Here is a 24,541-nt window from a genome sequence, read left to right as displayed (position 1 = left end):
ACCGCGGTGATGCTATCGCAGGCAAGCCAGCTCCCACACAAGCCCGGCTCCCACATTGATCTCATTGCCACTTCAAAAATCCAATAACAAGGACACCCCATGCGCGCACTCGCCGCCCTGAGCCGCTTCGTCGGCAACACCTTCGCCTACTGGGTGCTGATTTTCGCGGTGCTCGCGTTCCTCGAACCCAGCTGGTTCATCGACCTGAAAACCGCCATCGTGCCGCTGCTGGGCCTGGTGATGTTCGGCATGGGGCTGACCCTCAAGATTGATGACTTCGCCGAAGTCGCCCGCCATCCATGGCGCGTGGCACTGGGCGTGGTCGCGCACTTCGTGATCATGCCGGGCGTGGCGTGGTTGCTGTGCCAGGCCTTCCACCTGCCACCGGAAATTGCCGTCGGCGTGATCCTCGTCGGTTGCTGCCCAAGCGGCACCTCGTCCAACGTCATGACCTGGCTGGCCCGTGGCGACCTGGCGCTGTCGGTGGCCATCGCTGCCGTCACCACCCTCCTCGCCCCGCTGCTCACCCCGGCGCTGATCTGGCTGCTGGCCTCGGCCTGGTTGCCGGTATCGTTCATGGAGCTGTTCTGGTCGATCCTGCAAGTGGTGCTGCTGCCGATCGTGCTCGGCGTAGTGGCGCAGCGTGTGCTCGGCGAGCGCGTGCGCCATGCGGTGGACGTGCTGCCGCTGGTGTCGGTGGTGAGCATCGTGATCATCGTCGCGGCGGTGGTTGCCGCGAGCCAGGCGAAAATCGCCGAGTCGGGCCTGCTGATCATGGCCGTGGTCATGCTGCACAACAGCTTCGGCTACCTGCTGGGCTACTTCACCGGCCGCGTATTCAAGCTGCCACTGGCACAGCGCAAGTCGCTGGCGCTGGAAGTCGGCATGCAGAACTCCGGGCTGGGCGCCGCGTTGGCCAGTGCGCACTTCTCGCCGTTGGCGGCGGTGCCGAGTGCGCTGTTCAGCGTGTGGCACAACATTTCCGGGGCGTTGCTGTCGACCTACTTCCGCCGCATGAGCGAAAAGGAAGACCGTCGCATTCTGGAAAACACCCCGCAAACTTGATCGCCGGATGATTGTTCGGCACTCTAGCGAGCTTCGCGGGGACGACCCCGCGAAGCGCTCAAGCGCCTAATCCGGGGACGACCCCACGTCTATAGAGAGAGGGTCAGCATGTCCTGGATCATTCTGTTTTTTGCCGGATTGTTTGAAGTGGGCTGGGCCGTCGGCCTGAAATACACCGACGGTTTCAGCAAGCCACTGCCCACTGCGCTGACCATTGCGGCCATGGCGGTGAGCCTTGGGTTGCTGGGGCTGGCCATGAAGGAACTGCCGCTGGGCACTGCCTATGCGATCTGGACCGGCGTGGGTGCCGTGGGCACGGTGATTGCCGGGATTATCCTGTTTGGGGAATCCATGGCGTTGTTTCGGTTGGCCAGTGTGGCGTTGATCATCTGTGGGCTGGTTGGGCTCAAGATCAGCACTTAGGCCACTACCGTCATCGCAGGCAAGCCAGCTCCCACATTTGACCGAGTTGTTCAGACAAACGAGGTCTAGTGTGGGAGCTGGCTTGCCTGCGATGAGGCCGGTCAATCCAACACAGAGCTACCTGACACTCCCCCGCAACCCACCCACAACCTCCTGCAACCTTGCCGGCGTCGGCTCCTGCACCGCCTCCCCTGCCACCAACACCACCCGCGACCAGATCCGGTGAAACAACCCTTTCTTCGGATCACGACTGAAAAAACTCCCCCACAACCCCTGCAACGCCAGGGGAATCACCGGCACCGGCGTCTCCTCCAGAATCCGCGTCACCCCACCGCGGAACTCGTTCATCTCGCCATCGGCCGTCAACTTGCCCTCCGGGAAGATGCACACCAACTCGCCGTCCTTCAGGTACTGCGCAATCCGCGTGAAGGCCTTTTCGTAGATCTGGATATCTTCATGGCGCCCGGCAATCGGAATCGCCCCGGCCGTGCGGAAGATAAAGTTCAGCACCGGCAACTGGTAGATCTTGTAGTACATGACAAAGCGAATCGGCCGACGCACCGCGCCGCCAATCAACAACGCATCGACAAACGACACGTGGTTGCACACCAGCAACGCCGCGCCTTCGTCCGGGATCGCCTCCAGGTTGCGATGCTCCACGCGGTACATGGAATGGCTGAGCAGCCAGATCATGAAGCGCATGGTGAACTCGGGGACGATGCGGAAAATGTAGGTGTTCACCGCAATGTTGAGCAGCGACACCACCAGGAACAACTCGGGGATCGACAGCTTGGCCACGCTGAGCAGCAGGATCGAGACGATGGCCGACACCACCATGAACAGCGCGTTGAGGATGTTGTTGGCGGCGATGACCCGCGCACGCTCGTTCTCGGCGGTACGCGACTGGATCAGCGCATACAGCGGCACGATATAGAAGCCGCCAAACACCCCCAGCCCGAGGATATCGAACAACACCCACCACGCCTGACCGTAGCTGAGCACGGCCAGCCAATCGTTGGCCTGCACGTTTTGCGGGAAGCCGCCGGAGTGCCACCACAGCAACAGGCCGAACACGGTCAAACCGAACGAACCGAACGGCACCAGGCCGATTTCCACCTTACGCCCGGAGAGTTTCTCGCAGAGCATCGAGCCGAGGGCGATGCCCACCGAGAACACGGTAAGAATCAGCGTCACCACGGTTTCGTCGCCGTACAACCATTCCTTGGCGTAGGCCGGGATCTGCGTCAGATAAATCGCCCCGACAAACCAGAACCACGAGTTGCCGACGATAGAGCGCGATACGGCCGGCGTCTGCCCCAGGCCCAGGCGCAAGGTGGCCCAGGATTCGCTGAAGATATTCCAGTTCAACCGCAGCCCCGGGGTCGACGCCGCCGCCCGCGGAATACTGCGGCTGGCGAGGTAGCCGAGCACGGCCACGCCGACAATCGCCACCGCCACCACCGGCGCGTAATGGGTGGACGACATCATGATCCCAGCGCCAATGGTACCGGCCAAAATCGCCAGGAACGTGCCCATTTCCACCAAGCCGTTGCCGCCCACCAGCTCATCTTCGTGCAGGGCCTGGGGCATGATCGAGTACTTCACCGGGCCGAACAGCGCGGAGTGGGTGCCCATGGCAAACAGCGCCAGCAGCATCAGTTCCAGGTGGTTGGTGAGGAAACCCGTGGCGCCCACGGCCATGATCACGATCTCGCCGATCTTGATCGCGCGGATCAATGCGTCCTTGTTGAATTTTTCGCCAAACTGCCCGGCCAGCGCCGAGAACAGGAAGAACGGCAGGATAAACAGCAATGCGCACAGGTTGACCCAGATCGAGCGGTCACCGTCGATGGTCAGCTTGTAGAGAATGGCGAGGATCAGCGATTGCTTGAAGATGTTGTCGTTGAAGGCGCCCAGCAACTGGGTAATGAAAAACGGCAGGAAGCGCCGTGTGCGCAGCAAGGTGAATTGCGAGGGGTGGCTCATCGTCCGTGTTCCTGCGTGGCCTGTTTTTTTGTAAAAGCATTCAGGCCACGACTTTACCTAATCCGGCTTACTTATTCGCTAGTCCTGCAATACACGGCGAAACAAAAAGCTCGCCTTTATAGGCACCCTGCACGGTGCGCTTGGCGACGATCGCCCACATCAGCGCCAATGCCAGCACCAACATGCTGCCAAACATGCTGAAGAACCCCAGGTGCAACAGGCTCGCCAGCTTCAACGTGGCCAGGGCATACACCCCCAGCGGAAAAGTAAAACCCCACCAACCAAGATTGAACGGGATGCCGGCGCGCAGGTAACGCAGGGTGATCAGCACCGCGATCAGCATCCACCACAAGCCGAAGCCCCACAGGGTAATGCCGGCCACCAGGCCCAGGCCGTTGGCCATCTCGCCGACACCGGGCAAGCCGTTGGCGGCGAAGATCGCGGGCGCGTCGCCGCCGAGCAGCAACATGCCGAGGGCACCGGTGCCGATGGGGCCAAGGGCCAGCCAGCTCGACGCGGCCATGTTGGCGTGGGGCAGTTTATGCAGGGCCATGCGCAGCATCAGGATGGTCAGGATGCTGAACGCCACCGGCAGGGAAAACGCCCACAGCACATAGCTGGTCACCAGCATGATCAGTTGCGCGTGGGCATCCGCCAGATGGGGCGCCAGCAAACCACCACTGGCAGCGGCGACTTCGGCAGCCACCACCGGCAACAGCCACACGGCGGTCATCTGGTCGATGCTGTGTTCCTGGCGGGTGAACATCATGAACGGGATCAGCACGCCGCAGGCCAGGGCCATCGCCACGTCCAGCCACCACAGGGCTTCGGCCAGCGGGATCACATCGCTGCCCCAGCGCGGCAAGCCGAACAGCAGCAAGCCATTGAGAATGGTCGCCAACCCCATGGGGATGGTGCCGAAAAACATCGACACAGTGGAGTGCCCGAAGATCCGCCGCGCCTCATGGAAGAACATCACCCAACGGGCCGCGTACAACACGCTGAACAGCACAAACAGGCCGATGGTGAAAAACCACAGAGCCTCGGCGATGGCCTGCACGCCCGGCAGGTTGACCGGCAATTGCGCGAGGGCCAGCGCCAGCACGCCGGTGCCCATGGTCGCGGCAAACCAGTTGGGGGTGAACTGGCGAATCACTTCCCGGGGCCGGGTCAGGTGACTGAAGGGTTTGTAGCTGATGGTATTCGAGCAAGTCATGATGGTTGTCCTCCTCCTCGCATGAGGTTGAGACCATGGTAGAACCGAATCGAATATCTATATAACGGGTAATTTCTCTAACTGTTATCTGTTTTACCTATAAGCGGGTCGCGCGAGCCCTGCATCAGCAAACCGGCCAGGGCACTCAGGGCCAGCACGATCAGCACAACGCCGTAGCCGTCGGTGGTGGCGATCAGGCCGAAACTGCGGATCAGGTTGCCCGCCAGCAGCGACGGCAGGCAGAAGGCCAGGTAACTCAACACATAAAACGCCGACATCAAACCCGCCTGTTCGTGGGGCAGCGCCAGGGGCACCACACTGCGCAGTGCACCGAGGAAACCCGCGCCAAAACCACTGCCCGCAATCAGCGTGGCGATGAAAAACAGCGGTAGGCTGGCGCTGTGTACGGCAGTGAGGATCAGCGCTACGCCGACTGCCAGCAGGCCAGCACCCAGCCGCAGAACCTTGTCGGCCGGACGATTGCGCAGGCAGAAAATCATCAGCGCGCCGCTCAAGGTCAACACGGCCACCAGCCCGCCGCCGATCAGGTTGGAGGTGGAACCGGTCGCCGCCCGCACCAGCGACGGCGCCAGCGACAGATAGAACCCGCCCATTGCCCACACCGCCACGTCCACCGGCAACGACAGCCATAATGCCCGCCGCGCTTGAGGCGGCACATGCAAGGTCGGGCGCAACGAGGCCAGTGCGCCTGGGATGCGGCTGACGGTTTCCGGCAAGCGCCACACGTATATCGCCTGTAAGAACATCAGCGCGAACAGCGTCCAGTAGATCATCTGGGTCGGCAGCGGCGCGAACTCCACCAGCAGGCTGCTACCCATCGCCCCACACGCCATGCCCAGCAACGGCGCGACGCTGTTGACCAGCGGGCCTTGCTGGCGGTCGGTGTCGAGCAACGCCGCGCCGAGCACCGCCGTGGCCATGCCGGTGGCGAAACCTTGCAGCGTACGCGCAGCGATCAGCCAGGCCACGCTGCCTTCATTGATAAACAGCAACATCGCCAGCATATCCAGGACCAGCGCGGCGAAAATCACCGGCTTGCGCCCCAGGTGGTCCGACAGCGAACCCACGGTCAACAGCGCCGCCAGCAGGCTGATGGCGTAGACACCAAAGATCAGCGTGAGCATGCCTGCGGAAAAATGCAGGCCTTCCTGATACAGGTGATACAACGGCGTCGGCGCGCTGGAAGCGGCGAGAAACGTCAGCAAGGTGATCGCCAGGAACACCAGGCTGGAACGATGAGTAGTGTGGCTGGACATGGGCACGCTCCGCTAAAGCTAATATTTTGCTTTTGCAGAGTGTGCTACTGGCCAACGCTTAAAGCAAATTCTTTGTGTTAAGGTCGCAAACATGGCGATAAAAGAAGGCCTCCGCCCGGGGGGCCGTAGTGCCCGGGTGCAAGAATCCGTCCATTCGGCGGTGCGCGAACTGCTGGAAGCCCACGAGCGTTCCAGCGTGACGGTGCCCATGATTGCCGCGCGCGCAGGCGTCACGCCGTCCACCATTTACCGGCGCTGGGGCGACCTGTCCGCCCTGCTGGCCGACGTGGCCCTGGCGCGCATGCGCCCCGACAGCGAGCCGGCCACTACCGGCAGCCTGCGCGGCGACCTGCAAGCCTGGGCCGAGCAGTACCTGGACGAGATGAGTTCAGAGCCGGGGCGCAACATGATGCGCGACGTGCAATGCAGCCAGACGCCGGGGTATTGCGTGGCGCTGATTGGCGGGCAGTTGCAGGTGATTGTGGAGCGTTACCCCGACAGCCCGGCGCCCAGCGTGGAGCGGCTGATCAACCTGCTGGCGGCGCCGACGGTGTTCAGGATTTTGTTTGCGGATGCGCCGCTGCAGGTCGGAGAGTTGCATGCGCTGATCGAGTTGGCGCTGAAGCAATAACAGCCCCGCACAAAACCCAATGTGGGAGCGGGCTTGCCCGCGATAGCGGTGTATCAGTCACCCTTTTGCTAACTGACACATCGCTATCGCGGGCAAGCCCGCTCCCACATTTTTTACTGCATGCATTCAGTGGATCAGGTACGCATCCCACGCCCACTCACCAGCAGCTTCGCGCAACCGATATACAACACCACCGTTGCCACCAGCATGAAGGTGATCGCCACGCTGATCTTGATATCCGACACGCCCAGAATGCCGTAGCGGAACGCGTTGACCATGTGCAGCACCGGGTTAGCCAGGGACACGGTCTGCCAGAACGGCGGCAGCAGCGTAATGGAGTAGAACACCCCGCCGAGGTAGGTCAGCGGCGTCAGCACGAAGGTCGGGATGATCGAAATATCATCGAAGTTGCGCGCAAACACGGCATTGATAAACCCCAGCAGCGAGAAGATCGTCGCCGTCAGCACCACCACCAGGATGGTGACCCCGAGGTGATGCACCTGCAGGTGGGTGAAGAACAGCGACAGCAACGTCACGATCACCCCGACCATCAGGCCGCGCAGCACGCCGCCCACGGTGTAGCCGATCAGGATGGTATGCGGCGATACCGGCGAGACCATCAGTTCTTCAATCGAACGCTGGAACTTGCTGCCGAAGAAACTCGACACCACGTTGCCGTAGGCGTTGGTGATCACCGACATCATGATCAGCCCCGGCACGATGTACTCCATGTAGGTGAAGCCACCCATGTCGCCGATCTGCCGGCCGATCAGGTTACCGAAGATCACGAAGTACAGGACCATGGTGATCGCCGGCGGCAGCAGGGTTTGCGGCCAGATCCGGGTAAAGCGCTTCACTTCGCGATAGATGATGGTTTGCAGCGCGACGAGGTTGGGTTGCAGTTCGGAACTCATACCGCCACCTTCGCCAGATTTTTCTCCACCAGGGACACGAACAACTCCTCAAGGCGATTGGTTTTATTACGCAGGCTCAACACTTCGATGTTCTGCGTCGCCAACTGGGTGAACAACGCGGTGATGCCCATGGCCTTGTCCACCTGCACTTCCAGGGTGTGGCTATCCACCAGGCGGCTCGGGTAGCCGAGCAATTGCGGCGGCGCCGACAGATTGTTCTTCAAGTCGAGCAAGAAGGTTTCCACATGCAACTGGCCCAGCAGGTTACGCATGCTGGTGTTCTCGACGATGGTGCCGTGGTCGATGATGCCGATGTTGCGGCACAGCTGCTCAGCCTCTTCCAGGTAATGGGTGGTGAGGATGATGGTGATGCCCTTCTCGTTCAGCTCGGTGAGGAAGGTCCACATCGAGCGACGCAGCTCGATGTCCACGCCAGCGGTAGGCTCATCGAGGATCAGCAGGCGCGGCTCATGCACCAGCGCGCGGGCGATCATCAGCCGGCGCTTCATGCCGCCGGACAGCGAGCGCGACGGCACGTCGCGCTTGTCCCACAGGCCCAGCTGGGTCAGGTACTGCTCGGCGCGTTCCTTGGCGATCTTCGCCGGGATGCCGTAGTAACCGGCCTGGGTCACGACGATGTCGAAGGTCTTTTCAAACTGGTTGAAGTTGAATTCCTGGGGCACCACGCCGATGGAACGCTTGAGTGCCGCCGGGGATTTGTCCAGGTCATGCCCGAAGATATTCACCGTGCCACTGGTCTTGTTGACCAGGGTCGAGAGGATACCGATGGTGGTGGATTTGCCGGCACCGTTGGGGCCGAGCAAGGCGAAGAAGTCACCTTCGGCAACGTCCAGATCGATACCACTCAGGGCCTGGAAACCGTTGCCGTAGGTTTTGGTTAGCTGCCGGATGGACAGAGCGGAACTCATATCGGAATACGCACCAAAGAAGGGAATAGGAAGAATAGATGAAGGCGCACGCCACGAAGTTCAACGGCGGCGCATGACAGGCATGGTGGCTGCCTGCGCCGCACAAGTACAGTCACCTGTATTAATAGTCAGTATTAAGTCAACGCGGTCATGACCGCTTTGCGGTACGCCGGGCGTTGTTGCAGGCGCTGGTACCAGGCCTCTAGATGGGGCATTGCCGGCCGTTCGATGGGCATTTCGAACCAGGCGTAGGCAAAACAGCCCAAGGGGATATCGCCCATGCCGATCTCGTTGCCCGACAGATACGGCTGTTCGGCGAGGGCCTTGTCCACGGTGGCGAGTGCATCGATGCAGGCTTGGCGCCCCGCGTGGATGCTGTCCCAGTTCTGTTTTTCCGCGGGGGTGCGCAGGATGCCCCAGAACACGGCCTTGAACGGTTCGGCGAGGGTGGACGTGGTCCAGTCCATCCATTTTTCCGCGCTGGCCCGGGCTTTCAGGTCCGTCGGGTACCAACTGGACGCCTGCTTGGCGCAGAGGTAACGCACGATGGTGTTGGATTCCCACAACACAAAGTCGCCGTCTTCGATCATCGGCACCCGGCCGTTGGGGTTCAACGCGCGGTACTGCGGCGTGTCGACCACACCAAACGCGCCGCCCGCGTCGATGGCCTCGTAGTCCAGGCCGAGTTCCTCGGCGCACCACAGTGCTTTCCTGACGTTTGACGAATTTTTACGACCCCAGATCTTCAGCATGACCGTGCCTTATTGTGTGGTGAGCGCAGCAGCATACGCCGGTTCACCCACGGCTTAAATCGGTCTGCATGTCACCGAGCAAGGGCGGGCTGTCTTCGCTGAACAAGTGCGGGTAACACGTACGGATATGCTCGAAGAAAAACGCCTCGGGCACGTCAGGAAATTGCCCGTGATCCACCACGTACTCCATCGAACGCCGGCCCTGGCGATTGAACGCGTGGAACACGCTGTCGTTGACCCCATCGAACTCCAGCGCCGGCACATCGAACACATCGCACAGCTGCTGATTGAACGCCGGCGTGGCCTTGACCCAACGCCCCTGCAGGAACAGCTCGGTGTAACCGTGCATGGCAAACACATCGCTTTTCAGCAGCGCGAGCAGGCGCGGCGTGGACAGGTGGTTGCGCACATCCGCCAGGCCGATGCGCGCCGGGATGCCGCAGTGGCGGGCGCATGCAGCGAGCAAGGTGGCCTTGGGCACGCAATAGCTTTCGCCGGCGGCCAGGGCGAAGCTGGCGCTCAGGGTGTCGGGGTCGCGGCTGAAGGTGTAGGGGTTGTAGCGAATCGCCTCACGCACGGCGTAATAAAGGCTGACTGCCTGGTCATTTAAATCCCCACGGGTACCGCGGTGTTTTTCGGCGAACTCCACCACCGCAGGGTGGTCACTATCGATGAAGCGGCTGGGACTCAGGTACGTATCCATGAGCGTTATCTCCAAAGGAAGCCTGGAGTCTAGCGACAGGCCTGCCCGAGGGATAACGACGAATCGGCCAAATCTCGTAACACCCCAATCACCCCGCTTGTTCGGATGCCGACTAAGCTCCACGGTGGTTTCGCCCCTGGTTTCACGGAGGATTGAATATGCTGTTGTTGTGGATACTGGTTCTGGTCGCTGGCATTGCCTACCTGGCACACCGTCGCACCGCGCCCCTGCCCGCCCTGGGCGTCGTTGCCGTCTACCTGCTGGCGATGGGGGTGTGGAGTCACGCGCCAGGATGGTTGCTGCTGATCTTCTGGGTAGTGCTGGCCGCCGTCGCCGCGCCTTTGCTGCTGCCCGACCTGCGCCGCCAATACTTCACCAAACCGCTGTTCAGCTGGTTCCAGAAAGTCCTGCCGCCGATGTCCGAGACCGAGCGCGACGCCATTGATGCCGGCACGGTGTGGTGGGACGGCGAACTGTTCAGCGGCCGCCCCGACTGGGACAAGTTGCTGGCCTATCCCAAGGCCCAACTGACCGCAGAGGAACAGGCGTTTATCGACGGCCCCACCGAAGAACTCTGCGCCATGGTCAGCGACTGGGAGATCGGCCAGGCCATGGACCTGCCGCCCGCCGCCTGGGCGCATATCAAGACCCACGGCTTCTTCGCCCTGATCATCCCCAAGGAATACGGCGGCAAGGGTTTTTCCGCCTATGCCCACTCCCAGGTCGCGATGAAACTCGCCACCCGCAGCGGCGACCTCGCATCCACCGTGATGGTGCCCAACTCCCTCGGCCCGGCCGAACTGCTGCTGCACTACGGCACCGATGAACAACGCAACCACTACCTGCCACGCCTGGCCCGTGGCGATGACATCCCCTGCTTCGCCCTCACCGGCCCGCTGGCCGGCTCCGACGCCGGCGCCATGCCCGACACCGGGATCATTTGCAAAGGCGAATGGGAAGGCAAGGAAACCCTCGGCCTGCGCCTGAACTGGGAAAAACGCTACATCACCCTCGGCCCGGTCGCGACCCTGTTGGGCCTGGCCTTCAAGGCCCACGACCCGGACCATCTGCTGGGTGACGAGGAAGACCTGGGCATCAGCCTGGCGCTGATTCCTACGGATACGCCCGGCGTGGACATCGGCCGTCGCCACCTGCCCCTTGGCGCCGCCTTCATGAACGGCCCCAACTCCGGCAAGGATGTGTTCATCCCCCTGGAGTTCCTCATCGGCGGCCAGGAAATGCTCGGCAAGGGCTGGATGATGCTGATGAACTGCCTCTCGGTGGGCCGTTCGATCTCCCTGCCAGCGGTGGGCACCGGCGCGGCCAAGTTCACCAGCCTGGTGACCGGCCAGTACGCCCAGGTGCGCGAACAATTCAACGTCCCATTGTCTGCCTTCGAAGGTATCCAGGAAGCCCTCGCGCGAATCGGCGGCAACGCTTGGCTGATGGACAGCGCGCGCATGCTCACCGCCAACGCGGTGGACCTCGGCGAAAAACCTTCGGTGCTGTCGGCGATCCTCAAGTACCACCTCACCGAACGTGGCCGCGAGTGCATCAGCCACGCCATGGATGTGCATGGCGGCAAGGGCATCATCATGGGCCCGAACAACTACCTGGGCCGCAGCTGGCAAGGTGCGCCGATTTTCATCACCGTTGAGGGTGCGAATATCCTCTCACGCAACCTGATGATCTTTGGCCAGGGCGCGATCCGCTGCCACCCGTTCGTCCTCAAGGAAATGGCCCTGGCCGGGCGTGAAGACCACGACCAGGCCCTCAAGGAGTTCGACGGCCTGCTGATGCAACACATCGGTTTTGCCGTGAGCAACGCCGCCAGCACCCTGGTGCTGAACTTCGGCGTGGGCCACTTCGAGAAGGCACCGGGCAACCGCTTGAGCCAGGGTTACTTCCGCGCGCTGAACCGCCAGGCCGCTGCCTTCGCCCTGCTCGCCGACCTGAGCATGATGTTGCTCGGTGGCGAGTTGAAACGCCGCGAACGCCTGTCGGCGCGCCTGGGTGATGTACTCAGCCACCTGTACCTGGCCTCGGCGGCGCTCAAGCGTTACCACGACCTGGATTCACCAGAGCATCTGCAACCGCTGTTCACCTGGGCCATGGAAGAAAGCCTGGGCGAGTCGGAGCGCGCCCTGGACGAACTGTTGAGCAACTTCCCGAACAAGGTGCTCGGTTGCCTGCTGCGGGTGATCGTGTTTCCGTTCGGCCGCCGCCATACCGGGCCGTCGGATGCGCTGGATGCCGAAGTCGCGGCGGTGCTTGGCCGCGCCAAAGGCGACCCGACCCTGGAGGAACTGCTCGCCGGCTGCTACCGCCCACAATCGGCGGACGATCCGGTCGGCGCCCTGCAACAGGCCTACGACCTGCTCGGCGCCAGCCATGCGCTGCAGAAAAAACTGCATACCGCGCTCAAGAGTGGCCAGGTCAAACCGGCCGCCGGCGAGCATGCCATCGACGCTGCGCTGGAGGCTGGCGTGCTGCAACCGGCCGAAGCGCAAACCCTGCGTGACGCCGAAGCGGCGCGGCGCAAGGTGATCGACGTGGATGATTTCAGCAAGGAAGAGCTGACGCAGGCTGAGGGTAAAGTCCGCTGATCCCAGCGGCCATATAAAAACGGGCGCTTGAGCTATATACTCTCGCGCCCGTTTTTGCTTTAGAGGACTTATCTCGTGTCCAACGTCGTTGCCGATCATCTCGTCTTGCTCGACCACCTGCGCAGCATCCTGGTTGCCGTCGGCGAAGCCGAACAGGTGCCCGAGGAAAGCCACACCCTGTTCCTGGAGCGCTTCGACGAACTGCGCGCCCTGCTGCCCATCGACCCGATCGAAAGCCAGTACCTGGGCCAGGACCTGATGAGCCAGGTCATCCTGCGCTACCCACAAATCGCCCACCTGGTCCCGCGCGACCTGCTGTGGTTCTTCGGCGGTGACTGCCTGCACTTCATGCCCGATGAAGAACTGGACATGTACCAGGCCCTGGAAGAGCGTCGCTTCGAAGCCGAACAGAACGACGAACCGTTCGACTGGAACCAGGAAAAGCAGTTGCTGGCCATGCCGGTGGACCAGAGCAAGCACTGATCCCCAGTACACCACAAAACCTGCTTACCTGTGGGAGCTGGCTTTTCTGTGGGAGCTGGCTTGCCTGCGATGCAGACAACTCGGTCTGTCAGTAGTACCGAGGTGATGCTATCGCAGGCAAGCCAGCTCCCACAGTAAGTCCTGCTCCCACAGAAGCCAGCCCCAAGCACTACCGCCGACGAAGTGTTGGCTCCCGCGCCATGCACTCCACCAGATAATCAATAAACACCCGCACCTTCGGCGGCAGGTACCGCGTCGGTGAATGCAACAACCACACCTCACCGTGATACGACGCAATAAAATCCCACTGCGCCAACACCTGCACAATGCTCCCCGCCTCCAGATCATGGCGCGCCGTAAAGTACGGCAGGCTGCCAATCCCCACATGCTGCAACACCGCGTCCAGACGCACCCCGGTATGGTTCGCCGCATAACGCCCACGCACCCCGACCGTTACCGTCTTGCCGGCCTGGCGAAACTTCCAGCGTGCATCCGCCGGTGTTTCCCCCAGGTAAATGCAACTGTGTTCCAGCAGATCATGAGGGTGTTGCGGCGTGCCGTGTTCGGCCAGGTACTGCGGCGTGGCGCACAACAGGTGTTCGATGGGAAACAACGGCCGCCCCACCAGTCCCGGTGGCGGGCTTTCGGAGATGCGCAGGATCAGGTCGAGGTTGTCGTCGATCAAGTCCACCGGCCGATCCTCGAGGATCAACTGCACATCCACCTTGGGATAGCGCCGCAAGAACTCCGGCATATGCGGATGGATCACAAACCGCCCCACCGCCTTGGGCACGCTGACGCGCACGCGGCCTTCGGCTTCGTGGGTGAATTGACCGCTGACCTCCATCACCGCGCGCGCCGCGTTGACCATGTCCTGGCAACGCTTGAACACCTCCTCGCCGCCTTCGCTCAAACGCAATTTGCGCGTCGTGCGTTGCAGCAAACGGGTGGCCAGGGCCTTTTCCAGATGGGAAATGCTGCGGCTCACCGATGAAGGTGAAACGCCCATCTGCCGCGCGGCTTCGGAGAAGCTGCCGGTTTCCACCACCTTGACGAAAATCGCCATTTCGCCCAGCAGTGGCAAAGGAAGATTGATGCTCATGACGCACAGGTCCATTGATAATTGAGCGGATTATCACCCATCTGCGCACTATTTATACTGCCCGCAGAACCCTGATGCGGATGTAGAGAATGACCGAGCGCCTGTTTTTCACCCACGACCACCTGACCGCCGAACTCGAAGTGCTGGCCTGCACGCCCCACGAAGGGCAGTTCGCGGTGACCTTGCAATCGACGATTTTCCACCCCCAAGGCGGCGGCCAGCCGTTCGACACCGGCCGGCTCGGCGACAGCCAGGTACTGCGCGTCACCCAGGAGCCCGACCGTGTCGTGCACTACGTCGATCAGCCCGTCGCGCTGGGACCGGTTACCGCGCAGGTCGATGCGCAACGCCGCGCCCTGCACACGCGCCTGCATTCCGCCGGGCACTTGATCGGCAACGCCGGCGAACGGCTCGGCTGGATGCCGATCAAGGCCCATCACTGGCCGGGCGAAGGCAAGATCAGCTTTATCCGTGGCGAAGCGGCGCAAGACATGGACGCCGACGCAATCCAACAGCAGATCAACCAATGGATCGCGGCGGACTACCCACGCCACATGAACCTGGAAGACGGCAGCCGTGAAGTCGGCTTTGGTGAGTTGCCGGCCTACGCCTGCGGCGGCACACACGTCCAGGCCTTGGGCGAGCTGGGCCAGGTGACAATCCTGGCCTTGTCGGAAAAAAAGGGCACGTTGTCGGTACGCTACAGCCTGGACTAAACCGCTATCGCCCCCGCCCGACCCGACTCCACCACAAACGATTTGAGCGTCGCCACCGTGGCATTCGGGTCGCGCGGATCGGTGATCACACGCAAGTTCGTCAGCATCTTGTCCGCCTCAATCTCCACCGACACATACCCACGCTGGCGACTGTCGAAAAACTTCACATGCGGGTTGAGCGGCAGCAGTTTGCTGAACGCCTCAAAGGGCGGTCCATCCGAGGTCACCGACGTGCCGACAAACTCCGTGGCGACAACCGGCGAGTCCGGCTTGTTGCCATCCGCGTGCAGGTCCGTGACCCAGAACGAATGAATATCCCCGCCCCAGAACACCGGATTCTTCACCCGGTTGCGCTGGATGGACGCGAGCATCCGCGCGCGGTTGGCCATGTAGCCATCCCAGCCATCGGTCCAACGTCCGGGCTTGTGGTCAGTCAGGTCACGCTGGATCAGCGGCGCCACCAGCAAGTCCTGGGCGATCACGTTCCACTGCGCCTGCGACTGCGCAAACCCCTGATCCAGCCAGGCCTCTTGCTGCCAGCCGAGCATGGTGCGGCCGGGGTCGCGCAGGTCGTGGCAGAGATTGTCGGCGAGGTGCCCTTGGTGGCTGCCGTTGGCCGGAATGCATGGTTGCTCGGAGCGGTACTGGCGGCCGTCGAGCACATGGAAACGCGCCAGTTGGCCGTAGTCCAGGCGCCGGTAGATGCGCATGTCCGGACCTTTCGGCAGGCTGCTGGCACGTAGCGGCATATGTTCGTAATAGGCCTGGTAAGCCGCCGCGCGCTGTAGGAGAAATTTCTGCACCGGGATCTTCGGGTCCTGGGACCATTGGTTGGCGTAGTCATTCTGCACTTCGTGATCATCCCAGGTCGCGACGCTGGGGGCTGCGGCGTGCAAGGCCTGCAAGTCGGGATCGGTCTTGTACAGGGCGTAGCGGTTGCGGTAGTCGCTGAGGCTTACTGCATTGCCACTGCCATGGGAGCGAATGACTTTGCCCGATGACGGCGCGTAGGAACTGTCGTAGATATAGTCACCGAGAAAAAACACCAGGTCCGGCTGCTCGGCGGCGAGGTGACGATAGGCGCTGAAATATCCGCGCTCCCAATGCGAGCACGATACAAACCCCACCCGCGCCGCCACGTTGGCGTGCAACGGCGGCGCCGTGCGCGCCTGCCCCACCGGGCTCTGCGCGCCAAGGCCATCGAACTGATACCAATACGGTCGGCCCGCTTCCAGCCCCGCCACTTCAACGTGTACCGAATGGGCGAACCGCGCGCTGGCCATCACCTCGCCCTGGCGCACGATGCGTGTCATCGCCGCATCGCTGGCTACTCGCCAACGTACCGGCACCGCACGGCTCAAGCCGCCACCGCCATCGGCGGCGTTGAACAACGGCGCCAGGCGCGTCCAGATCACAAAGCCGTCCGGCAGTGGGTCGCCGCTGGCGACGCCGAGGGTGAACGGATAATCCACCCCGGCACTGCGCGCAAACGGGCTGAGGATCGCAAAGGCCGAGCCCACCGCCAGCCCGGTCAATATCCGGCGGCGGTCATGGTCCACCAAGCCACTCACGAGGGACGCTCCCAGTCCTCACGCACCACGGCAAACCCGAGCAAGTCCTCGAACACGCCGTTCTTGAGAAACGCCTCGCGCATGCAGCCCTCAAAGCGCAGGCCGATTTTCTCCATCACCCGCGCCGATTCCTGGTTGCGGCCAAAGCACTGGCTGCCGACCCGCTGCAAGCCCAACTCAGCGAAGCCAAAATCCATCACCGCCCGCGCCGCCTCGGCGCCGTAGCCCTGATTGCGGCAGTGCGCCGCCACCCAACCGCCGAGGTGCCCGTAGCTATGCCGCGTGTTGAGTCGCAGGCTGACGATGCCGACCAATTCGCCCGTTTCGGACACATGCATGCCCAGGCTGAGCAAATCGCCCGCACGGTATTTCGCGGCCATGTTGTCGATGAAAGTGTGCGCGGTTTCCAGGGTATAGGGCGACGGAATGTTGGCCGTGTTGTCGGCGATTTTCGGCCCGTTGGCGAGCGTGGACAGGGTCTCGGCCTGGTGTGTTTCCAGGCCGCGCAATAGCAGGCGCGGGGTGGACAGATGTGGCAATTCGCTACTCATTCCTCGGGGCCCTCGATGTAAAGTTTCTGAGAATGCCCCTGCTGGATTTCAATTCTGTTACGTCGCAAAAATGACTACGGAGTCGCCTGTAAGACCCATCCTAGAGCCCTCAAAACGTCAATTAAAGTTAACCAATCGGTCATTTTTGGTTGTTAGCGTGTCGCCCCTAATTCAATAACGGGGTAGCGGAATGAGAACCTGGGACGAACCGAAAAAACGCAAGGCGCACATCGAATTGATCCCGATGATCGACGTGATGATGTTCCTCCTGGTGTTTTTCGTACTCGTGAGCCTGAACGTGATTCCGGCCCTCGGCATGAAGACCCAATTGCCCAGCGCCAGCAGTTCGCAGCAGCTCAAGCCGCAGAACAAATTCATCCTGACGCTGGGTTTGGCGGGCCAGTTGCAACTGGACGGCAAGGACCTCACCGTCGAGGCCTTGGTGCCGGCGTTGAAGGCCGCCGAAAAGCCCGATACCAAGTCGACGATCATCGTCAACAGCGACAAAGGCGTGGAGGTTTCGCGCCTGGTGGAAGTGATGGACACCCTGCGCCTGGGTGGCTTTACCTCCGTGTCCATTGCCACGCGTAAGTCCTGATCATGTACGTCCTGTTTCGTGCACGTCAGTTGCTGGGCAGCGTCCCGGCCGTGATCGCCCTGGTGCTGATTGCGATGGGCATCCAGTCGCAAACCTTGAAGGTCGAGCCGGTGTATGACGAGTCGGCGGTGGAGCTGGCGTTGGTCGAGCCGGAGCCGGAAGTGGTCCCGGAACCGGTGGTCGAGCAAGAGCCGCCACCGCCGGTGATCGAGGACGAAGAGGCCGAGCCGGCGCCGCCGCCACCGCCGCCCAAACCGCAGCCAAAACCTGAGCCCAAGCCCAAGCCGGTGCCCAAGCCCGTGGTCGCCAAGCCAACACCCACGCCGACGCCCACCCCGCCACCGGTGGCCGCCAAACCGGCACCCGCCGCCGTGGCCCAGGTTGCGCCGACACCGGCACCGCCCGCGCCGCCGAAGGTCGATGGCCAGGCCCTGGAAGGCGGTTACCTCAAGGGTTTGCGCAACGAGTTGGACAGCTACAAGCAATACCCCACCGGCCGCCAGGCGTCCCTCGAACGCCCGACCGGCGAGGTGGTGGTGTGGTTGCTGGTCGATCGCCAGGGTCGGGTTCTCGACTCCGGCGTGCAGACCCAGGCCTCGAGCATGTTGCTCAACCGGGCCGCCGCCAACAGCTTGCGTCGCATCAAGCAAGTCAAACCGTTCCCCGAGCAAGCGTTCGGGGGGAGCAATGAGCATCGCTTCACCGCCACCTTCAACTACAGCGTGCAATAAGCACCCGACACCAGGACGACACTGATGAGGTTCACACGGATTCATCTGGCACTCGTTGCCGCAAGCATGGGCCACGGCATGGCCATGGCCGACACCAGCGGCAGCGACGTCGGCACGATCGGCGTGCAGGGCAAGGCCACGGCAGGTGGCGGCTATATGGTGCAGGAAGAAAGCATCAAGGGCCGCTCCACGGTGACCAAGGAGGCGCTGGATAAACAGACCGCCACCGGCAACGCCGTGGACAAGCTCAAGTACACCCCGGGGCTGAATATCTCCAGCGAAGACAACACCGGCCTGTCGGGCTTTCGCTTCACCATGCGCGGGCTCAACTCCGACCAGGTGGGCATGTCGGTGGACGGCATGCCGATCAACGACTCGGGCAACTACGCGCTGTATTCCAACCTGCTGGGCGACCCGGAAAACATCGACCAGATCTTCGTCACCCAGGGCTCGGCAGAAGCCGACGGCCCGCATATCGGTTCCAGCGGCGGCAACATCGGCATCGTGACCATCCGCCCGACCAAGGAAACCGGGGCGTTCGTCAAACAGGTCATGGGCAGCAACGCCACGCGCAAGACCTTCGCGCGGCTCAATACCGGCGAGATCAACGGCCTGAGCAACTGGCTGTCGGCGTCCCACACCGAAGGCCAGATGTGGCGCGGCTCGGGCGCGGTGCGCGCGGACAAGGTGGAGTGGAACAGCTTCTTCGACGCCGGCAATGGCAACACGGCCAACCTGATCCTCAAGTACCACGAACAGGACAACAACAGTTACAGCCAGTTGACCAAGGCCCAGTACCAGCAGAACGGCCGCAAGTACGACCCCTACCCGGCCACGCCGACCGTGGGCAGCAACGGCAAGCTCAACAGCTACTACGCCCTGGCGCAGAACCCGTTCCAGACCTTTACCGGCGTGCTCAACACCCAGTTCAAGCTGGCCGATAACCTGGCCCTGTCGGTGATCCCGTATTACTACTGGGGCAACGGCAGCGGCGTCGGTTCCTCCAGCTATGCGCTCAACCGTGGCTCCAACGCCGGCGGCGTGTTCGACCTGAGCAACCTGCCGACCGCCGCGCAATACAACGCCGACGGCTCCTCCACCACCGGCGTGTACTACCGCCCTTCGCGTACCCAGACCTGGCGCCCGGGCATCACCACCAAGCTGAACTGGGACCTGGGCGAACACAGCCTGCAATTCGGCTACTGGTATGAGCGCGCACGCCAAAGCCAGACCCAGCCGTTCATTGCCCTGAAAAACAGCGGCAAGCCCACCGACACCTGGCCAGACGCCGACTCGGTGGTCGATGCCAACGGCAACACCGTACAGGGTCGCGACCGCTTCACCGTGACCCCGGCGCAAAAGGTCTGGGCCCAGGACACCTGGTACATCAACCCGGACTGGACCCTGGTGGCGGGCCTGGCCTACATGAACGTCAAGCGTGACGGCACCAACCACGGCAGCCTCACCGAGCAGCCGGAAAAACGTAACCAGACCTACAACAAACTGCTGCCCAACGTCGGCCTCAAGTACCAGCTGGACGAGCAGGACCAGTTGTTCTACAGCCTGTCGCGCAACATGCGCATCCCGCAGAACTACGTGCTGTACGACAAGGGCCTGGACTCGATCAACTCCAAGCCGGAAACCAGCTGGAACCACGAGTTGGGCTGGCGCTTCACCGGTGACGACATGACCGTGGCCGCCACCTTGTTCTACATGCAGTTCAAGGATCGCCAGGTCTCGTCCAAAGACATCAACGGCGACTTCGCCGACATCAACGCCGGCTCCGTCAACAACAGCGGCCTGGAACTGGAGTGGAGCGGCCTGCTGCCCAATCACTTCAACTACTACACCTCCTACACCTACACCAAGGCCGAGCAGCAGGATGACCTGACCGTCTACAACGCCGGCAAGGCCATCGTGTTGCCCACCAGCGGCAAGCAGTTCGCCAACGTGCCGAAAAACATGCTGGCCGCCAACATCGGCTACGACGACGGCCGCTTCTACGGCACCTTCGGCGGCAAGTACACCAGCAAGCTCTACGGCGACCTGACCAACGACGAAGCCATTTCCGGACGCACCGTGTTCAACGCCGGCGCCGGTATCTACCTGCCGGTGGACAAGAAGGTGGTCAAGGACGCGACCCTGCGCCTGAACGTCGACAACCTGTTCGACAAGAAGTACCTGGACGGCGTGTACACCACCAAGACCAACGCCGCCAGCTACAGCGGTTTCCGCGACGGCGACCCAGCCTACATCGTCGGCCTGGAACGCACCGTGACGGTGTCCCTGGAAGCCAATTTCTAACAGCGAGGTAACGGAACATGGACATGAATGTGCTTCACGACATCACCTTCTATGTGATGTACGCCGCGATGGCCATCGCCATCTTTATCGCCATCGAGCGTGGCCTGTACTTCGCCTATGTGCGCCGCCAGGCCCGCGCCTTGACCGAGGTACTCGGCGCCAACGTGCACAGCGAACGCGACTTGCCGGAAAGCCTGACCCGTCGCGACAGCCTGCCGTTGGGCATGGTGTTGCCGGTGCTGGCACAAAAGGCCAGCCACGGTTCGCGCAAGGACCTGGATGACGTCATCGAAACCCAGTATCTGACCACCCGCGCACCGTTGGCCCGCAGCCTGTGGATCATCGAAACCATCACCACCGCCGCGCCGCTGTTGGGCCTGCTGGGGACCATCCTCGGCATTATCGACACGTTCAAGGCGCTGGCGTCGGCCGGTGTGTCCGACCCAGGGCAGATTTCCGGTGGCATCGGGACGGCGTTGTTTGCGACCGGTCTGGGGATCGCCATCGCGCTGTTCTGCGTGGTGTTCCACAACTTCTTCCAGGACAGCCTGGAGCGCATCAACGACCAGCTGAAAATCCTGCTGATCCGCGCAGCCACCGGTGCCCGCGTGCAAAGCGAAGTACCGCACCTGGTGCCGACGCCGTTGCATAGCCGTACTGCATGATCGTTTGAGCGGGCGCGCAATGCGCCCGCTTTTTTCCTGGTAGGAAGACCTATGCCCATCTCCTTGAAATTGCGCATCGCAGGCCTTGCCGGCTTGCTCCTCAGTCCGCTGGCCCAGGCGGACTTTTCAATTGCGGGGTTTGAACTGGTGCACACCGTGCCGGTGGACACCGCCCTCGGCACCGACGACTTGCGCCAGCCCGGCCCGGTGTGGATCGAACTGTTTGACGCGGCCAAGAGCAGCATTGATATCGGCCAGTTCTACGCCGCCGACCATCCCGGCTCGGTGATGGACACCGTCATCGAGCACCTGGAAGCCGCCGGCAAACGCGGTGTGAAGATTCGCTTCCTGCTCGAAGAAAAAGGCCTGAAGTTGTCGGAAGCTTCCACGCTGGAACGCTTGCGCGCGATCCCCAACCTGACCTTCCGCGTGCTGCCCTACGGCCAACTGAGCGGCGGCATCATCCACGCCAAATACCTGGTGGTGGACGGCAAGCAGGCGTTTGTCGGCAGCCAGAATTTCGACTGGCGCTCCCTCGAACATATCCACGAAACCGGGTTGCGCATCAGCGATGCAGCGGTGGTTGGCCAAGTGCAGGCGATCTTCGACCAGGACTGGCAAGCCCAGGCCGCGCTGGCCGCCAACCAACCGGTGCCGCTGCCCGTCGCAGGTAAAGAGCCGTCGCGCACCGGCAATTACCTGGTGGCCAGCCCGCAACGCTACAACCCGCCCGGCGTCGGCGATTCGCAGTTGGAGCTGCCGCGCCTGCTGGGCGAAGCGAAGCAGGAAGTGCGCGTGCAACTGCTGGACTACGCACCGCTGTCCTACGGGCCTGATCGCACCCGTCCGTACTACGCGGTTATCGACAACGCCGTGCGTGCAGCGGCGGCACGGGGTGTGTCGATCAAGCTGATGGTGTCCAACTGGAACACCGACAAGCTGGAACTGCCCTACCTCAAGAGCCTGGCCGTGCTGCCCAACGTGCAAATCAAGATCGTCACCCTGCCTGAAGCCAAGCAAGGGTTTATCCCCTACGCGCGGGTGATTCATAGCAAGACCCTGGAGATCGACGGGCAAGTGGCCTGGATTGGCACCAGCAATTGGTTGGGCGGCTACCTGGATAATTCGCGCAATCTGGAGGTGGTCATGCGCAACGAAGCGATGGCCAAGCGCGTGGGGCAATTACATGAACAATTGTGGGATGGGCCTTACGCTAGAGCCCTGGAGATCGACAAGGAATACCCCCAGCCCCACCCTGGCCAGCATTGACGATGCGCACCTGAGTAATGGTAGTGTGTGGAAATGTTTCTGACACTTTAGTCAGAAACCTCTTACTCACTACCTGCCAAGGAATGCTCCAACAATGCACTTCCCACTCAAGCAACTGGCGGCTGCCACCCTGTTCGCAGCCAGCCTCTCGGCCATCGCCACCCCTGCGCTCGCCAACATCAGCGCCGAGCAAAGCACGGCGATTCTGAAGAGCTTCAACGAAACATCCGTCACTGATTTCCGTGGTTTCCTCGGCACCCTGGCCAAGGGCGACCTGGGCAAGACCGCCGACGTGGGCCCGGCGATCAGCGCTTTTCTTGATAACAAACCCCTGAGCGCCGACCAGCAGAACGAAATCAATCGCTTGCTGGGCATCTATACGCGGGTGAAATACGGCAAGGCCGCCACCGAAACCCTGCGCGAACTGGTGGAAATCCCCACCTTCAATATCGACGGCCTGCCGCAGTACAAAAACCCGGAATTCCTCAAGATCGCCGCGAAGATCCAGGACCTGGCCAAGGCCTTCAACCTGAACTTCCGCAATATCGACAACCGTGTGTATGAAATTTCCCTGGAAGGCGCCAGCGACGAAGTGGTGGGTATTCATGCCCACGCCGACGTGGTGCCGGTCACACCGGAAAACTGGGTACTGAAGGACGGCACCAAGCTCGATCCGTTCAAGGTCACGCTGATCGGCGACCGCATGTACGGCCGTGGTACCGAGGATGACAAGAACGGCATCGTCGTGGCGATGTATGCGATGAAGGTGATCAAGGAAGAGAAACTGCCACTGGCGCGCACGTTCAAGCTGTTGGTGGACACCACCGAGGAAACCTCCGGCGACGCGATTCCCTATTACTTCGAACACAACCCCACGCCGCAGTACAACCTGGCGCTGGACGGCGGCTACCCGGTGGTGATCGCCGAGAAAGGCTACGGCACCGTGATGGCCACTTTCCCGCGTCGCAAGGGCGAAGGCAAAGGCGCGGAAATCATCGCAATGACCGGCGGCATGGCCACCAACCAGATCCCATCGGCCTCGGTGGCGACTTTCGTCAGCGACAAGCCCGCCGAACTCGCCGCCAGCCTGCAACAGGCCGGCACCGAGTACGCCAAGAATAATGGCGGCGACTTCGAGGTGACGGCCAAGGTGGTCGGCAAAGAGGTCAAGCTGACGGTGACCGGCGTTTCGGCGCACTCTTCCGAGCCGGAGTCCGGCATCAACCCGGTGGCGCGCATGCTGGAGCTGATCCACAGCGTCGATGGCAAGATCGCCCTCAAGCACAACCACATCACCGACGCCGCGCGGTATGCGTCCGACAACTGGGGCCTGGATTACCTGGGCGGCAAGTTGGGCGTAGGGTTCGCTGACGACTTCATGGGCCCGCTGACCACCTCGCTGACCTTTGTCGGCCTGGATGACAAGGCGTTCAAGCTGGCGGTGAACCTGCGGGTGCCGAAGGGCAAATCCCCGGAGACGCTGAAAAAGGAAATTGCCGACAAGCTGAGTGCGTGGGACAAGCAGACCAAGGTCAAGGTGAGCTTCACCTACTCGGTGGCCGAGCCGATGTACCGCAACCCGGAAGGCGAGTGGGTCAAGGCGCTGTTGGCGGTGGCCAGTGAAAACCTGGGCATGGAGCACAAATTCGGCACCTCGGCCGGGGCGACGTCCGTGCATGAGCTGCCCAATGGCGTGCAGTTCGGCCTGGCACGGCCGGAGGTGAAGTACACCGGGCACACCGACAATGAGTTCAAGACGGTGGAGCAGTTCTTGTTGGACCTGCAGATCGTTACGGAAATGATGGGGCGTGTGGGGCAGTTGCCGAAGCTCTGATCCTGCTGGGCTAGATCGTTCCCACGCGCTGCGTGGGAATGCTCCTTGTGACGCTCTGCGTCACGCGGGACGCGGAGCGTCCCAAGAGGCGTTCCCACGCAGAGCGTGGGAACGATCAATCGCGCACAAACAAAAACGCCGATCATCGCTGATCGGCGTTTTTGTTGAATATGGAGCGGGAAACGAGACTCGAACTCGCGACCCCGACCTTGGCA

Annotated in this window: 22 protein-coding genes; 12 read left to right on the top strand and 10 right to left on the bottom strand. The window is 62.0% G+C overall.

Features of this window, described 5'->3' with window-relative positions; genetic code table 11:
- Positions 1–99 precede the first annotated feature (99 nt).
- Positions 100–1,065, top strand: coding sequence for a bile acid:sodium symporter family protein (locus B348_RS0116770; protein WP_017737225.1), 966 nt, complete (start codon positions 100–102; stop codon positions 1,063–1,065).
- 108 nt (positions 1,066–1,173) lie between these two features.
- Entirely contained in the window at positions 1,174–1,488 is a 315-nt protein-coding gene (gene sugE / locus B348_RS0116765) for a quaternary ammonium compound efflux SMR transporter SugE (protein ID WP_005786698.1), read from the top strand.
- Positions 1,489–1,605: 117 nt separating this feature from the next.
- Here sugE and B348_RS0116760 read toward each other — a convergent pair whose 3' ends face one another.
- From B348_RS0116760 to B348_RS0116750, 3 genes are all read right to left on the bottom strand, one after another.
- Complete coding sequence (locus tag B348_RS0116760; protein ID WP_017737224.1) at positions 1,606–3,474, bottom strand: MFS transporter; 1,869 nt, start codon at positions 3,472–3,474, stop codon at positions 1,606–1,608.
- 67 nt (positions 3,475–3,541) lie between these two features.
- Complete coding sequence (locus tag B348_RS0116755) at positions 3,542–4,690, bottom strand: TDT family transporter (RefSeq protein ID WP_017737223.1); 1,149 nt, start codon at positions 4,688–4,690, stop codon at positions 3,542–3,544.
- A gap of 77 nt (positions 4,691–4,767) precedes the next feature.
- Entirely contained in the window at positions 4,768–5,967 is a 1,200-nt protein-coding gene (locus B348_RS0116750; protein ID WP_017737222.1) for an MFS transporter, read from the bottom strand.
- A gap of 91 nt (positions 5,968–6,058) precedes the next feature.
- Here B348_RS0116750 and B348_RS0116745 point away from each other — a divergent pair, with 91 nt between their 5' ends.
- Positions 6,059–6,598 (top strand): TetR/AcrR family transcriptional regulator, encoded by a 540-nt coding sequence (locus B348_RS0116745; protein ID WP_026136834.1) that lies wholly within the window; start codon positions 6,059–6,061, stop codon positions 6,596–6,598.
- Positions 6,599–6,732: 134 nt separating this feature from the next.
- On the opposite strand, the gene B348_RS0116740 is transcribed toward B348_RS0116745, so the two are convergent.
- From B348_RS0116740 to B348_RS0116725, 4 genes are all read right to left on the bottom strand, one after another.
- Positions 6,733–7,512 carry an ABC transporter permease gene (locus tag B348_RS0116740; RefSeq protein ID WP_017737220.1) on the bottom strand — a complete coding sequence of 260 codons (780 nt, stop codon included), beginning with the start codon at positions 7,510–7,512 and terminating at the stop codon, positions 6,733–6,735.
- Entirely contained in the window at positions 7,509–8,441 is a 933-nt protein-coding gene (locus B348_RS0116735) for an ABC transporter ATP-binding protein (protein ID WP_017737219.1), read from the bottom strand. The genes B348_RS0116740 and B348_RS0116735 overlap by 4 nt, the downstream gene beginning before the upstream one ends.
- Positions 8,442–8,575: 134 nt before the next feature.
- On the bottom strand, positions 8,576–9,193 hold the full coding sequence (locus tag B348_RS0116730) for a glutathione S-transferase family protein (RefSeq protein ID WP_017737218.1): 618 nt from the start codon (positions 9,191–9,193) through the stop codon (positions 8,576–8,578).
- 43 nt (positions 9,194–9,236) lie between these two features.
- Positions 9,237–9,896, bottom strand: coding sequence for a transglutaminase family protein (locus B348_RS0116725; protein ID WP_017737217.1), 660 nt, complete (start codon positions 9,894–9,896; stop codon positions 9,237–9,239).
- A gap of 158 nt (positions 9,897–10,054) precedes the next feature.
- On the opposite strand from B348_RS0116725, the gene B348_RS0116720 reads away from it, so the two are divergent.
- Together B348_RS0116720 and B348_RS0116715 are read left to right on the top strand one after the other, a co-directional pair.
- Positions 10,055–12,502, top strand: coding sequence for an acyl-CoA dehydrogenase (locus B348_RS0116720; protein ID WP_017737216.1), 2,448 nt, complete (start codon positions 10,055–10,057; stop codon positions 12,500–12,502).
- 75 nt (positions 12,503–12,577) lie between these two features.
- A complete protein-coding gene (locus B348_RS0116715) occupies positions 12,578–12,985 on the top strand; it encodes a PA2817 family protein (RefSeq protein ID WP_017737215.1) in 408 nt (135 codons plus the stop codon).
- Between the two features lie 169 nt (positions 12,986–13,154).
- Here B348_RS0116715 and B348_RS0116710 read toward each other — a convergent pair whose 3' ends face one another.
- A complete protein-coding gene (locus B348_RS0116710) occupies positions 13,155–14,087 on the bottom strand; it encodes a LysR family transcriptional regulator (RefSeq protein ID WP_017737214.1) in 933 nt (310 codons plus the stop codon).
- 89 nt (positions 14,088–14,176) lie between these two features.
- Here B348_RS0116710 and B348_RS0116705 point away from each other — a divergent pair, with 89 nt between their 5' ends.
- Complete coding sequence (locus tag B348_RS0116705) at positions 14,177–14,803, top strand: hypothetical protein (protein ID WP_017737213.1); 627 nt, start codon at positions 14,177–14,179, stop codon at positions 14,801–14,803.
- Here B348_RS0116705 and B348_RS0116700 read toward each other — a convergent pair.
- A complete protein-coding gene (locus B348_RS0116700) occupies positions 14,800–16,374 on the bottom strand; it encodes an alkaline phosphatase (RefSeq protein WP_017737212.1) in 1,575 nt (524 codons plus the stop codon). The two genes, B348_RS0116705 and B348_RS0116700, sit on opposite strands and share 4 nt — an antisense overlap.
- Positions 16,371–16,925 carry a GNAT family N-acetyltransferase gene (locus B348_RS0116695; protein ID WP_026136833.1) on the bottom strand — a complete coding sequence of 185 codons (555 nt, stop codon included), beginning with the start codon at positions 16,923–16,925 and terminating at the stop codon, positions 16,371–16,373. Before B348_RS0116695 ends, B348_RS0116700 begins: the two co-directional genes overlap by 4 nt.
- 190 nt (positions 16,926–17,115) lie before the next feature.
- Here B348_RS0116695 and B348_RS0116690 point away from each other — a divergent pair, with 190 nt between their 5' ends.
- From B348_RS0116690 to B348_RS0116665, 6 genes are all read left to right on the top strand, one after another.
- Positions 17,116–17,523 carry a biopolymer transporter ExbD gene (locus tag B348_RS0116690; protein ID WP_017737210.1) on the top strand — a complete coding sequence of 136 codons (408 nt, stop codon included), beginning with the start codon at positions 17,116–17,118 and terminating at the stop codon, positions 17,521–17,523.
- 2 nt (positions 17,524–17,525) lie between these two features.
- On the top strand, positions 17,526–18,254 hold the full coding sequence (locus B348_RS0116685; RefSeq protein ID WP_017737209.1) for an energy transducer TonB: 729 nt from the start codon (positions 17,526–17,528) through the stop codon (positions 18,252–18,254).
- A gap of 24 nt (positions 18,255–18,278) precedes the next feature.
- A complete protein-coding gene (locus tag B348_RS0116680) occupies positions 18,279–20,558 on the top strand; it encodes a TonB-dependent receptor (RefSeq protein ID WP_026136832.1) in 2,280 nt (759 codons plus the stop codon).
- A 17-nt stretch (positions 20,559–20,575) separates the two neighbouring features.
- Entirely contained in the window at positions 20,576–21,223 is a 648-nt protein-coding gene (locus B348_RS0116675; RefSeq protein WP_026136831.1) for a MotA/TolQ/ExbB proton channel family protein, read from the top strand.
- A 51-nt stretch (positions 21,224–21,274) separates the two neighbouring features.
- On the top strand, positions 21,275–22,492 hold the full coding sequence (locus B348_RS0116670; RefSeq protein ID WP_017737206.1) for a phospholipase D-like domain-containing protein: 1,218 nt from the start codon (positions 21,275–21,277) through the stop codon (positions 22,490–22,492).
- Positions 22,493–22,586: 94 nt separating this feature from the next.
- Positions 22,587–24,326, top strand: coding sequence for a dipeptidase (locus B348_RS0116665; RefSeq protein WP_017737205.1), 1,740 nt, complete (start codon positions 22,587–22,589; stop codon positions 24,324–24,326).
- The last annotated feature ends 215 nt before the right edge of the window (positions 24,327–24,541 follow it).

It is taken from the genome of Pseudomonas sp. CBZ-4, from assembly GCF_000346755.1.
Lineage (GTDB): Bacteria > Pseudomonadota > Gammaproteobacteria > Pseudomonadales > Pseudomonadaceae > Aquipseudomonas.
Note: the sequence above shows the minus strand (reverse complement) of the source record. Positions and strands in the feature narration are given on the sequence as shown.